The organism is Kribbella polygonati, assembly GCF_050320105.1.
GTDB lineage: Bacteria > Actinomycetota > Actinomycetes > Propionibacteriales > Kribbellaceae > Kribbella.
Genome location: NZ_CP190129.1, coordinates 429,449 through 441,115, shown reverse-complemented (window position 1 = coordinate 441,115; position 11,667 = coordinate 429,449). Strand labels below are relative to the sequence as shown.

General features: G+C 68.5%; 13 protein-coding genes and 2 tRNA genes. 4 read left to right on the top strand and 11 right to left on the bottom strand.

Annotation, left to right across the window (positions count from 1 at the left end; translation table 11 throughout):
* Positions 1-2 precede the first annotated feature (2 nt).
* The 8 genes from ACQHIV_RS01990 to ACQHIV_RS01955 all read right to left on the bottom strand — a co-directional run bounded on the left by ACQHIV_RS01990 (position 3) and on the right by ACQHIV_RS01955 (position 6,655).
* The gene (locus tag ACQHIV_RS01990; RefSeq protein WP_427891070.1) at positions 3-818 is read right to left on the bottom strand and encodes a carbohydrate ABC transporter permease; all 816 of its coding nucleotides are present in this window, start codon (positions 816-818) and stop codon (positions 3-5) included.
* A complete protein-coding gene (locus ACQHIV_RS01985; RefSeq protein WP_427891068.1) occupies positions 815-1,675 on the bottom strand; it encodes a carbohydrate ABC transporter permease in 861 nt (286 codons plus the stop codon). Before ACQHIV_RS01985 ends, ACQHIV_RS01990 begins: the two co-directional genes overlap by 4 nt.
* Complete coding sequence (locus tag ACQHIV_RS01980; RefSeq protein ID WP_427891066.1) at positions 1,672-2,982, bottom strand: ABC transporter substrate-binding protein; 1,311 nt, start codon at positions 2,980-2,982, stop codon at positions 1,672-1,674. The genes ACQHIV_RS01985 and ACQHIV_RS01980 overlap by 4 nt, the downstream gene beginning before the upstream one ends.
* A gap of 132 nt (positions 2,983-3,114) precedes the next feature.
* A tRNA-Glu gene (locus ACQHIV_RS01975) sits at positions 3,115-3,190 on the bottom strand.
* Positions 3,191-3,268: 78 nt separating this feature from the next.
* Positions 3,269-3,340, bottom strand: a tRNA-Gln gene (locus ACQHIV_RS01970).
* 120 nt (positions 3,341-3,460) lie between these two features.
* Positions 3,461-4,366: a CPBP family intramembrane glutamic endopeptidase gene (locus tag ACQHIV_RS01965; protein ID WP_427891064.1), complete on the bottom strand. Its 906-nt coding sequence runs from the start codon at positions 4,364-4,366 to the stop codon at positions 3,461-3,463.
* Positions 4,363-5,874, bottom strand: a complete 1,512-nt coding sequence (gene gltX / locus ACQHIV_RS01960; RefSeq protein WP_427891062.1) for a glutamate--tRNA ligase — start codon at positions 5,872-5,874, stop codon at positions 4,363-4,365. Before gltX ends, ACQHIV_RS01965 begins: the two co-directional genes overlap by 4 nt.
* Complete coding sequence (locus tag ACQHIV_RS01955; RefSeq protein ID WP_427891060.1) at positions 5,867-6,655, bottom strand: fumarylacetoacetate hydrolase family protein; 789 nt, start codon at positions 6,653-6,655, stop codon at positions 5,867-5,869. The genes gltX and ACQHIV_RS01955 overlap by 8 nt, the downstream gene beginning before the upstream one ends.
* 206 nt (positions 6,656-6,861) lie before the next feature.
* Here ACQHIV_RS01955 and ACQHIV_RS01950 point away from each other — a divergent pair, with 206 nt between their 5' ends.
* Together ACQHIV_RS01950 and ACQHIV_RS01945 are read left to right on the top strand one after the other, a co-directional pair.
* Positions 6,862-7,344 (top strand): GNAT family N-acetyltransferase, encoded by a 483-nt coding sequence (locus ACQHIV_RS01950; RefSeq protein ID WP_427891058.1) that lies wholly within the window; start codon positions 6,862-6,864, stop codon positions 7,342-7,344.
* Positions 7,341-8,213, top strand: coding sequence for a 3-methyladenine DNA glycosylase (locus tag ACQHIV_RS01945; RefSeq protein WP_427891056.1), 873 nt, complete (start codon positions 7,341-7,343; stop codon positions 8,211-8,213). Before ACQHIV_RS01950 ends, ACQHIV_RS01945 begins: the two co-directional genes overlap by 4 nt.
* Here the strand turns inward: ACQHIV_RS01945 and ACQHIV_RS01940 are convergent.
* Positions 8,192-8,503, bottom strand: a complete 312-nt coding sequence (locus ACQHIV_RS01940) for a hypothetical protein (RefSeq protein ID WP_427891054.1) — start codon at positions 8,501-8,503, stop codon at positions 8,192-8,194. The genes ACQHIV_RS01945 and ACQHIV_RS01940 overlap by 22 nt on opposite strands.
* Before the next feature lie 132 nt (positions 8,504-8,635).
* Between ACQHIV_RS01940 and ACQHIV_RS01935 the strand changes: the two genes are divergently transcribed.
* On the top strand, positions 8,636-8,830 hold the full coding sequence (locus tag ACQHIV_RS01935; RefSeq protein ID WP_380196510.1) for a hypothetical protein: 195 nt from the start codon (positions 8,636-8,638) through the stop codon (positions 8,828-8,830).
* On the opposite strand, the gene ACQHIV_RS01930 is transcribed toward ACQHIV_RS01935, so the two are convergent.
* Both ACQHIV_RS01930 and ACQHIV_RS01925 read right to left on the bottom strand, forming a co-directional pair.
* Positions 8,817-9,443 (bottom strand): class I SAM-dependent methyltransferase, encoded by a 627-nt coding sequence (locus ACQHIV_RS01930; RefSeq protein ID WP_427891052.1) that lies wholly within the window; start codon positions 9,441-9,443, stop codon positions 8,817-8,819. The two genes, ACQHIV_RS01935 and ACQHIV_RS01930, sit on opposite strands and share 14 nt — an antisense overlap.
* Positions 9,440-10,261: a class I SAM-dependent methyltransferase gene (locus ACQHIV_RS01925; protein WP_427891050.1), complete on the bottom strand. Its 822-nt coding sequence runs from the start codon at positions 10,259-10,261 to the stop codon at positions 9,440-9,442. The genes ACQHIV_RS01930 and ACQHIV_RS01925 overlap by 4 nt, the downstream gene beginning before the upstream one ends.
* Positions 10,262-10,340: 79 nt before the next feature.
* On the opposite strand from ACQHIV_RS01925, the gene ACQHIV_RS01920 reads away from it, so the two are divergent.
* Positions 10,341-11,606 carry a Fic family protein gene (locus ACQHIV_RS01920; RefSeq protein WP_427891049.1) on the top strand — a complete coding sequence of 422 codons (1,266 nt, stop codon included), beginning with the start codon at positions 10,341-10,343 and terminating at the stop codon, positions 11,604-11,606.
* Positions 11,607-11,667 lie beyond the last annotated feature (61 nt).

Here is an 11,667-nt window from a genome sequence, read left to right as displayed (position 1 = left end):
CCTTACTTGAGCCCGGTACTCGACACGGACTGGACGAAGTACCGCTGGAAGCCGGCAATGACCACCAACGGGATGACGGTGAGGACCACGGCGCCCGCGAAGACGAGACCGTAGTCGGCGAAGTTCTGGCCCTGCAGATTGGACAGGGCGACCGGGCCGAGGATGTGTTTCGCGTCGGTGCCGATCAGCAGCGGCCACACGTACGCCTGCCACTGGAACAGGAACAGCATCAGCCCGGCGCCGATCAACGCGGGCTTGGACAGCGGCAGGTAGATCCAGCGGAAGACGCCGAACCACCCCAGCCCGTCCAGCCGGCCGGCCTCGACCAGTTCGGCCGGGACGCCGAGGAAGAACTGCCGGAGCAGGAAGATCGCCATCCCGTTCCCGATCCCCGGCAGGATCAACCCGGTGAAGGTGTTGGTCAGGTGCCAGTCCCGGAACATCGTCGACAACGGGATCGCGATCGCGTCGAACGGCACCAGGAAGCTCAGGACGACGATCCCGAACACCAGCCCGCGGCCGCGGAACTCGAACGCGGCCAGCCCGAACGCCGCGGTCGCACAGACCACCAGCCCGATGATCACCGTGAGAGCACTGACGAAGATCGAGTTGAGCGTCGCCCGCCCGACATCGCTGCTCAACAGAGCCGAGTAGTTGTGCAACGTCGGCTGCAGCTCGAAGAACGTCTGCCACGACAGCTTCAGATGCGCGAACGTCTCCGAGCCGGGGCGCAGCGAGTTCGTCACCACCCAGAGCAGCGGCAGGAAGAACAGGATGCCGACGACGCCGCCGAGCACCGAGAGGCTGACCCGCTTCACTGGTCACCTCGCAGCAGCCGGAACTGACCCGCCACGATCGCCAACGTCAGCGCGACCAGGATGACCACTTCGGCCTGCGCCACGTGGATGTCGCCCAGCGCGTACGCGCGGTTGTAGACGTCGTACATCAGCAGGTTGCTGTTGCCGTTCGGCCCGCCCTTGGTGAGGATCTGCACCGGCGCGAACACGAGCAGGTTCGACACCGTGTCCGCGACCAGCACGAACGCGAGCGGCCGCCGTACCAACGGGAGGATCACCGAGATCATCCGCCGCCACGGGCCCGCGCCGTCCAGCAGCGCGGCCTCGCGGACCTCGACCGGGACCTCCTGGATGCCGGCGATCAGGAACAGCATCCAGTACCCGACGCCGATCCAGGAGAGCAACACGATCAGCGACGGCAATACCTGGCTCGGCGAGGTGAGGAACGGCTGTGCGGGCAGACCGAGCCGTTCCAGTACGCCGTTCCCGAGACCGTCGGGGCGGTAGATGACGCTCCAGATGACGGCCGACACCGCCGGCGGGGTGGCGATCGGGAGGATCACCAACGTCCGCCAGAGCTTCGAGCCGGCCGCCTTCTGGGTGAAGAGCACCGCGAGCAGGAACGAGACCACGACCTGGATCGGGTTCACCAGCACGGTGAAGAGCAACGTGACACCGACCGACTGCCGGAAGTCCTTGCTGCCCAGCAGATCCGTGTAGTTGCTCAGCCCGGTGAACACCCGGCCGCCCCGCAGCAGGCTCTCGCTGTAGAAGCTCTCGACGACCGCGGAGATCGCCGGAACGATCCGCAGTACGGCGAGACACACCAACGCCGGCGTCAGGAAGGCCAGGGCGATCAGGCCCTGCCGCTGTTTCACTTGATGGACTTCCAGGCCTCGTTGAGCTGTTGAGTGGCCTGCTGGAGCCGCTGGTCCGGGTTCGTCCCGTTGCGGATGTCCGCGAACGCCTTGCCCAGCACTTCCTCGAACTGGATGTACCCGACGCTGACCGGCCGCGACACCGCGGTGTGCTCACTGTCGTACGCCGTGATCGCCGCGGCACCAGCCGTCTTCGCGCCCGAGAACGCGTCCATCTTCGGGGTGTACTGCTGCTGCGCGTCGAGGTTCGCCGGGATGATCGTCGTCGTACTCGTGGTGGCCAGGTTGCCGGCCGGGTCGAGCGTCGCGAACTCGACGAACTTGCGGGCCATCCCCTGCTGCTTCGACGCCGGGTTGATGCCGAGCGACCAGGAGCCGGTCGGGGTGACCGGCTTGCCGCCCTGGAAGTACGGCAGCGGCGCGACGCCCCAGTCGATCTTCGAGCTGCCGAAGATCTTCAGGTCCCACGGGCCGCCGACGAAGAACGCCACGTCACCGTTCGAGAACACCGGTCCGGTCTGGAACCCGCCGATCCCGCGCGGCGACAGCCCGCTGGCGAAGGTCGCGCCGTACCACTGCATCGCCTTCTTCCAGCCGTCGGTCTCGATCGCCGGGGTCAGCGCGTCGTCGCCCTCGATACCGGAGCCGCCGCCGAGCGACTCGGCCAGCGGCTGCAGTTGGTAGTACGCCTCCGGCTGCTCCATGAACAGGCCGTACTTCGTGCCGCCGGCCTGCATGCTCTTCCGGCCGGCCGCCTCGACCTGCTCCCACGTCCAGCGCTGCTGCGGGTCCGCGGTCGGCGGTGTGACCTTCGCCTTCGCGAGCGCGGTCTTGTTGTAGAAGAGGTACTGCGTGGAGTTCCACATCGGCAGCGACCAGAGTTTGTCGCGGAAGTGGTTGGTCTCGTACGCCGCCTTGGTGAAGCTGCTCTTCACCTTGGCGTCCAGGTCGCTGAGATCGGTGAGGAACGCCTTCGCGGCCAGCTGCGAGACGCGCGGCTCGTCGACCGTGTAGACGTCGATCCCGGTGTCCTTCGCGCTCAGCCGCTGCTGCATGGTCGCGTTGAACTGGTCGAACGGGATCTGGGTGTAGGTGACCTTGATCCCCGGGTTCTTCGCCTCGAAGGCCTTGATCACCGGCTGGTAGGTCTCGGCGTTGTCGGTGCCGGTGAACGTGATCGTGCCGGTCTCGGGGCCGGGGTCGGCCGTGGTGGTGCTGCCGGACCCGGACGAGCCGCCGCCGCAGCCGGCCAGGAGCAGGGCCGCGGCAACCGCCGCGGCCGGAAGAGCGAAGAGGTTCCGCCGCACAGCGATCCCCTTTCCATCACGCAGGGAGAAGGTCTAAGCGGTTAGACTCTAAGCGCTTAGACCTCGAGGTGTCCAGAAGGTGGCCGGAGAACGACGAAGGCCCCCGTCCGCGAGGACGGAGGCCTTCCACTCTGGTAGCCCCGACGGGATTCGAACCCGCGCTACCGCCTTGAGAGGGCGGCGTGCTAGGCCGCTACACAACGGGGCCAGAGGTTTGTCGTCCGGATCTTGCGACCCGGGCAACGAGGTTGAACTTTACCGATTTTCATCGGCGCGGTCCAATCCGCTGGGGTACCAGGACTCGAACCTGGACTAACTGAACCAGAATCAGTCGGGCTGCCAATTACCCCATACCCCAAAGGCATTTTCACTGAAGTTGGAGAGTTTGTTTCCGCCCTCACCAACCCGGCTCGGAGAGCTTACCCGAGCATGCGACCGGACACCAAAACGGGCCCCCGTCGGCGGGTTGTCACGCCCGTCACACCCGTCCCGGAGCACCCGCCGGCAGCGTCGCGAGCGGCAGCTCGGACTCCGTCCGCAGGTTCATCCGGCCGGCCATCCAGACCGCGACCGCCCCGAACGCGGCGAACTTCAGCACGTCCACCACGACCAGCGCCCAGGGCGCGTCGTGCACCTGGAGGCTCGCGCCGAGGCTGTTGGTCAGCCCGGCGAACACGAACGTCACCACGTTGTTCGCCGCGTGCGACGCGATCCCGGACTCCAGCCCGCCGGTCCGGATCGCGAGGAACCCGGCGACCAGGCCGAACGCGAGCCGGTCCACGAACAACGCCGGGCTCTGCCACGGCAGGATGCCGTGCGCGAGCGTGAACAGCACAGCGGTGACGACCACGGCCACGATCGCGCCGCGCAGGTACGTCCCGACCGCCTGCAGCAGGTAGCCGCGGAAGTAGTACTCCTCCCCCGCGGCCTGGATCGGTGACGTCAGCAACGTGATCACGATGACCGCGACCACGTCCGGCGCCGCCGGCCCGCCGTGCCGCTCACCGGTGGCGAGCGGCACGTTGCCGAACTGGACGACCGCGAAGGCCACCAGCTCGAGCACGATCGCCGCCAGCGAGAACCAGGCCAGCGGCCGCCAGCGGAGCTTGCCGACGACCGACGACAGCAGCCCGGGCGTCTGCCGGTTCAGCAGCTTGGCGACCAGCATCGACAGCGGGATCAGGATGATCAGCGTCAGGTTCGTCATCAGCAGCCCGAACCAGGACAGGGTCCCGGGCGGGTCCTTCCGGATGCCGCCCTGGATCCCGATGAGCACCACGCTGCCGAGCATCCAGCCGACGAGGATCGTCAGCGTGCCGAGAACGACGTACGCCCGCGGCGTGACGTCGTTCTTCAGCAGCCGCTGGTACGGCGTACCGCTCATGACGTCGTCGTACGACGTGCCTGCTCGAGCCGGTGCAGGGACTTGTCCCGGCCGAGCAGCTCCAGCGACTCGAACAGCGGCGGCGAGATCCGGCGGCCGGAGATCGCCACCCGGACCGGCCCGAACGCGTTCTTCGGCTTCAGCCCGAGCCCCTCGATCAACGACGCCCGCAGCGCCGCCTCGATCGCCTCGGTCGTCCAGTCGACGTCCGCGAGCGCCTTGGCGGCCGCGTCCAGCACCGCGTCCGCGTCCCCGGTCAGCACCTTCGCCGCCGCATCCGGGTCGACCCCGAAGTGCGCGTCGTCCACGAACAGGAACCCAAGCATGTCGACGGACTCGGACAGGGTGTTCATCCGCTCCTGCACCAGCGGCACCGCAGCGTTCAACACACCCAACTGCGCATCCGAGGGCTCCGCCGGCAACACACCGGCCTGCGCGAGGAACGGCACCATCCGCCGCGCGAAATCGTCGGCCGGCAGCATCCGCATGTGCGCCGCGTTGATCGCCTCGCACTTCTTCGGATCGAACCGGGCCGCGTTCGAGTTCACCTTGCGGATGTCGAACGCCTCGATCATCTCCGGCATCGTGAACACGTCACGATCCTCGGCGATCGACCAGCCGAGCAGCGCGAGGTAGTTCAGCAGACCCTCCGGCAGGAACCCCCGGGCCATGTACTCGCCGAGCCCGGAGTTCGGGTCGCGCTTGGACAGCTTCTTGTTGCCCTCGCCCATCACGAACGGCAGGTGACCGAACCGCGGGGTCCGGCCGGTGCCGACCCCGATCTCGGCCAACGCCTCGTACAGGGCGATCTGCCGCGGCGTCGACGGCAGCAGGTCCTCGCCCCGCAGGACGTGCGTGATCTGCATCAGCGCGTCGTCCACCGGGTTGACCAGCGGGTAGAGCGGGTAGCCGTTCGCGCGGACGAGGACGTAGTCGCCCAGGTTCTCCGGCAGGAACGTGATCTCACCGCGGACCAGGTCGTCGAACACGATCGGCCGATCGGGCATCCGCAGCCGGACCACCGGCCGGCGGCCCTCGTCGACGTACGCCTGGACCTGCTCCGGCGTCAGGGTGCGGCAGTGGCCGTCGTACCCGCTGTGCTGGCCCGCCGTCCGCGCCGCCTCGCGACGCTGGTCGAGCTCCTCCTGCGAGCAGTAACAGTGGTACGCCTTGCCCGCCGCGAGCAGCTTCGCGACGACATCGGTGTAGATGTCCATCCGCGCGCTCTGCTGGTACGGCCCGAAGTCGCCGCCCTTCTCGGGGCCTTCGTCCCAGTCGATGCCCAGCCAGCGCAGCGAGTCCAGCGTGTACTGCAGTCCTTCGGGAGTGTTCCGGGCGGTGTCGGTGTCCTCGATCCGGAGCACCAGCTTGCCGCCGAAGTGCCGGGCGAACGCCCAGGCGAACAGCGCCGTGCGGATGTTCCCGACATGCAGGAGGCCGGTCGGGGAAGGGGCGAAGCGCAGCCGCACCTCGGTCGGTTCGAGGTCGCCCAGCACGTCGTCAGTCACGCACGATCACCTTGTTCGTCAGAGTTCCGATTCCTTCGATGCTGACCGAGACCTCGTCGCCGGGCAGCATCGGGCCGACCCCCGCCGGGGTGCCGGTGAGGACCACGTCGCCGGGCAGCAGCGTGGTGAAGGAGGTGATGTAGGCCAGCACCTCCGGGATGTCGAAGATGAACTGGCTGGTCCGCCCGTCCTGCCGGGGCTCGCCGTTCAGTTCGGTGCTGACCCGCAGGTCGGTCACGTCGAGCTCGGTGGAGATCCACGGGCCGAGCGGGCAGAACGTGTCGTACCCCTTGGCCCGGGCCCACTGCCCGTCGGACTTCTGCAGGTCGCGTGCGGTCACGTCGTTCGCGATCGTGTAGCCGAAGATCGCCTCGTTCACCCGCTCCTTGGGCAGGTCCCGGACGATCCGGCCGATCACGATCGCGAGCTCGCCCTCGAAGTGCAGGTCGTTGGTCTGCTCCGGGTAGACGATGCCGTCCCGCGGGCCGATCACGCTGGTGTTCGGCTTCAGGAAGATCATCGGCTGTTTCGGTACGTCGTTCCCGAGCTCGGCGGCGTGGGCCGCGTAGTTCCGGCCGACGCAGACCACCTTGCTGCGCGGGATCACCGGCGCCAGCAGCCGGACGTCCGCGAGTTGCAGCTTCTCCCCGGTGAACTGGGCCGACCGGTAGAGCGGGTCCGAGTCGAGAACGTTGACAGTGCCGACGAGCCCCTCGGGGTCATCGGTCTCGACGACGCCGTACTTCGGCTCGTCGTCCACGGAGAATCTGGCGATACGCACGGGCCGAGCCTACCGTCGGTGCAAGGGGGCGTCTCCTGGTCCCCCGTCGTAGCGAGCAGGTGCTCGGTGCGGTGCATCGTCGTGCGGGGGTGAAGGTCTCGATGCGGAGCATCGTGGCCTTCGCCCTCGTGCGGCGAGGTGCCGTGCCGAGTGCCGCGCAGTAGGCGGGGGACCAGGAGACGCCCCCTCGATGAGACAGTATTCCGGTGACTTTCGAGATCCGGCCGGCCGATCCCGCGGAGTACGACGCGGTCGGCGAGCTGACCGTGGAGGCCTACTCGCACGACGGTTTCGTCCGCGGTGAGTACGCGATGACGCTGCGTGCGGCCGCCGACCGCGCCGCGAAGGCGGAGCTCTGGGTGGCGGCCGATTCCTCCGGGCTGCTCGGGACTGTTACTTATTGCCCGGTCGGCTCGGTCTACCGCGAGATCGGCGCCGACGACGAGGGCGAGTTCCGCATGCTCGCCGTCGCCGGCCGCTCCCGCGGTCTCGGCGTCGGGACCGCCCTGACCGAGCGGTGCATCGACCGCTCCCGCGAGCTGGGCATGCGCCGCGTCGTGATGAGCAGCGCGCAGTACATGACCACCGCCCACCGTTTGTACGAGCGCCTCGGCTTCACCCGCCTCCCGGAACGTGACTGGGCCCCCATCCCAGGCGTCGATCTGTACGCATTCGCCCTCGACCTATGACCACGCTGCCGTTTGCCGAGTGGACGTCGTACGCCTCCGAGCACGCGGCGCGCGTCGACGTACTGCTTGCTGGTCACTTGGACCGACGAAAGCGCCGGGAAGCGCATCCCGTCGAGGATTTCCTCTTCACCTATTACCCCACCCGTCCGAACCAGCTGCGGGTGTGGCATCCGGGGCCGGGGGTGCGGCTGCTCGGCGGGGTGTCGTACGAGGGCCGGCGTGGGTACGTGGTCGTCGGCGGAACCGCTTCGCTCGACCCGGCCGAGGTCGAACGCCGTACGGACAGCATCCAGTGGATCCGCGCGCTGCTGTCCTCGACGCTGGACCGGCAGCCGCAGTTCGGGTGTTTCGGGCTGCACGAGTGGGCGATGGTGTACCGGACGCCCGAGGTACGGCACACCGCCTGGCCGCTGCGACTAGGTGCCGAGGGCACCGATCAGGTCGTCGAGTCGCACCGGATCGGCTGCTCGCACTTCGACGCGTTCCGCTTCTTCACCACGCCCGCGCGCCCGCTCAACACGCTCCAACCCACCCGCGAGTCCCAGCCGGCGCTCGAACAAGGCGGCTGCCTGCACGCGAACATGGACCTCTACAAGTGGGCCTGCAAACTCATGCCGTTCACACCCAGCTCGCTGCTGCTCGACTGCTTCGAGCTCGCCCACGACATCCGCACCCTGGACATGCGCGCCTCACCGTACGACCTGGCCGCGCTCGGCTACTCCCCCGTCCGCATCGAGACCCCCGACGGCAAGGCTGAGTACACGGCCGCCCAGCGCGCGTTCGCCGACCGCGCCCGACCGCTCCGCCGACAACTGGTGGCCCTCTGCGACACCCTGCTCGACTCACCTCAGATACGAGTGAGCTCGTAGGCCTCGAAGATGCGCCCCTCCTGCCCTGTGCACGGAACCACGCCGATCCTCGCGGCCTCGATGAAGCCTCCCCCGACCCGCACCTCGTCACCCAGGCGCGCCACAACCTGCCCATCGGCATCGATCAGAACCGGCGTACCTTCACGAACTCCCGCACTCCACCCGAGCGGCCAGGCCACGTCCACATTCCTGTAGCGCTCCACACCGGGTGGCGACGTGTACGGCATCCGAACGACGAGGCAGTTGGTGGAGGTGACTTCGATGGTCCCCTCCAACGCAGCCTGCATCACGATTGTGGGGACCCTGCTCTGAACCGTCAGGCCAGGGATCGGAACGTCCTGCGATCTCTCCACTGTCGACCATCTCCAGCCGTCGCCGCATACGAACCCAGACTAGACATAGGCTCGCGCTAGGCTGCAGGCATGGGAAAGATCGTCGCCATCGCCTTCGCCGCACTGCTGATCGCGGTCGGTGGCGTCTGGACCTTTCAGGGGCTCGGTTACCTCAAGGGCAGTTCGATGACCGGGCAGACCCTCTGGGCGACCGTCGGTCCAATCGTCGCCGCCTTCGGTGTAGCCCTGATCTTCGTCGCGTTCCGCGGACCTAAGAAGCGCTGACCCGAAGCACCGCCCACTGGTAGTGCATGACGCGGTCCTCGTCCCAGGTCGCCCACTGCTCGACTTCGCCGTACCGGTCCAGGACCGATCGGAGCCCGTCGTCGGAGCGGATGCTGAAGAACCGCCCGGGCCCGTAGCCCTTGCCGTCTTCCCAGACGTGCTCACTGCCGTTTAGGTCTCCCCACAACCCGATCGCCAACGGAGCGCCGGGCCGCAGAACACGCACAATCTCCCGCAGCGCCTGGTCGAGGTCCTCGTCAGCCACATGCAGCAGCGTGCTCATCGTCCAGCCCGCGTCGAAGGTGCTGTCCGAGAACGGCAACTCGAGCACCGACGCAACCTCCGCGCGCAGACCCAATGCGCGGCAGGCTTCTACGCTCGCGGGCGACAGGTCCACGCCGGTGTAGTCGAAGCCCGCCGCCGCGATCGCCTCCCCGTCCCGGCCGGGGCCGGAGCCGATCTCCACGACCGTCCGCCGGCTCTCCACCCGCAACTGGTCGAGGTACGCCGAACGGCGGGCTACGCGCGGCTCGGCGAGTTCGCGATCGACCCGGGCGTGCAGCTCGCCCGTGTAGTACGCGACCAGGTCGTGTTCGCGGTCGGCGCGGCTCATCGAGTGGCCTTCAGCGCGAAGAACAAGGGGATCCGCGGGGCGTCGTCCGGGAGCCGCCACCAGCCCTCGGGGGTCTGCTGCATCCGCGGCCAGCGCGGCCACGGGAGCACTTCGGACTCGCGCAATGTGCTGATCCCGAAGCCCGCCGACGCGAGCGTGCTGACGATCTCGCCGAGGCCATGGCGCCATTCGTAGCTGGTCTGCCGGCCGGGGACCTCGTCGCCGGTGTAGGTCACGGTGGAGTCGTGCGCGATCGCGCCGCGGCCATCGAGGTAGTCGGCGCGGAGGGTCAGGTCGTCGGACTCCCCGGGGAGGCTGACCTCGCGGAGCGCGTTCAGCAGCGGGTGGAACTCGACGAGGTACAGGAATCCGCCGGGCTTCAGCAGGTCACGGACGGTGTCCGCCCACTGCTTCAGGTCCGGGAGGTAACAGAGCGCGCCCTTGCCCGTGTAGACGATGTCGAACTGCCGCCCCTCGACCGCCTGCGCCGCGTCGTACACATTGGCCTGCAGGTACTCGACGTCCACCCCGGCGCGGGCGGCGATCCGGTTCGCCGCCTCCAGCGACTTCTCCGACAGGTCGAGCCCACTGGTCCGTGCACCGCGGCGCGCGAACTCGATCGTCTCCGTGCCGAGATGACACTGCAGATGCAGTACGTCGCGACCGTCGAGCGGGCCGAGGTCCGCCCACTCGTAGTCGGCGAACCAGTATTCGGCGGGCTTGTCGTAGAACGCGCTCGCTGCGTGCAGCGGCGCCCGGGCGTCCCAGTCGGCCTGGTTGGCGGCCACCATCTGCTGCGTCTGCGCGTCCAGAGTCACAAGCACCAGTCTGCCCGCCGCCTGGGCCACTTTATCCACAGCTCTTGTTCAAGGTTTGTGGATAAGCTTGAATAAGGGTATGGCGAGGGTCGAGTTGCACCGCTGGCCCGGGCACCCCGATGGGTTCACCCGGGCGGAGCGCCTCGGCGGGTCGTACGAGCTGTATCTGCCCGACCCGCTGACCGGGCGCGACTTCGACCTGCCCGACGACGTGCTCGCGCTGCTCGAGGACGCGGCCGGCGATCTCGCCCGCCTGGACGCGACCGCCGCCGTACTGACCAATAGTGAGGCACTGGCGCGGTTGCTGCTGCGGGCCGAGGCGGTCGGGTCGTCGCACATCGAGGGCCTGGTCGTCGGCGCGCGGCGGTTGCTGAAGGCCGACGTACTGCGGGACCGGATCCGCGACGTGACCGCCGAGGAGGTGCTCGGCGCGGTCGACGCGATGACCTGGGTGACCGAGTCCGTGCAGGCCGGCGACAAACTCGAGGTCGACCATCTGCTGGAGGCGCACCGCCGGTTGATGGCGCCGTCGCCGCACCCGGAGTACGGCGGCGAGATCCGCTACCTGCAGAACTGGATCGGCGGCCGCTCCCCCGCCGAGGCGTACTACGTCCCGCCACCCGCACAGCTGGTGCCCGACCTGCTCGCGGACCTGATGACGTTCGTCCGCGAGTCGCGGCTGCCGGTGCTGGCGAAGACCGCGATCGCGCACGCGCAGTTCGAGACCATCCATCCGTTTGCCGACGGCAACGGCCGGACCGGGCGGGCGCTGATCCACCTGATCCTGCGCGCCGACGGGCTGATCACGCGGACCGTCCCACCGGTCTCCCTCGCGCTCGCCACCCACGCGGGCGAGTACGTCGACGCGCTGACCGCCTTCCGGTACGTCGGACGCGCCACCACCGCCAAGGCCCGCGCGGCCGCGAACCCGTGGCTGCGGATGTTCGCGACGTCCTGCACGCATGCGACCGCCGAGGCCGCCCGCTTCGAGCAGACGGCCGCGAATCTCAAGACCGCCTGGCGGGAGCGGGCCGCACCGCTGCGGGCGGGTTCCGCGGCCGAGCTCCTGATCGAGGCGCTGCCGGCCGCGCCGGTGCTGACCCTCGCGGCCGCGGCACAGCTGATCGACCGCTCGCAGCAGGCCGCGAACCAGGGCCTCGCCCGCCTGGTCGAGGTCGGCGTACTGCGGGAGCTCACCGACGGCCGGCGCAACCGGGTCTACGAGGCGCCCGAGCTGATCGACGCCTTCACGTTGCTCGAACGCCGGTTCGCGAGCCCGGCCGCGGACACGCGGATCGAGCGGCCTAGCAGACCGGTTCCACCGAGGCCAGGACCGACACGCTAGGCGTTTGACTTTCCTCCGGAGATCGAGCAAGAATTCGAACACATGTTCGATCGTACCGGGG

Coding starts and splice junctions, on each gene's coding strand:
- ACQHIV_RS01920 (WP_427891049.1), top strand. CDS start 10,341: ATGGCGAGGGTCGAGTTGCACCGCTGGCCCGGGCACCCCGATGGGTTC.
- ACQHIV_RS01930 (WP_427891052.1), bottom strand. CDS start 9,443: ATGAGCCGCGCCGACCGCGAACACGACCTGGTCGCGTACTACACGGGC.
- ACQHIV_RS01965 (WP_427891064.1), bottom strand. CDS start 4,366: ATGAGCGGTACGCCGTACCAGCGGCTGCTGAAGAACGACGTCACGCCG.
- ACQHIV_RS01935 (WP_380196510.1), top strand. CDS start 8,636: ATGGGAAAGATCGTCGCCATCGCCTTCGCCGCACTGCTGATCGCGGTC.
- ACQHIV_RS01945 (WP_427891056.1), top strand. CDS start 7,341: ATGACCACGCTGCCGTTTGCCGAGTGGACGTCGTACGCCTCCGAGCAC.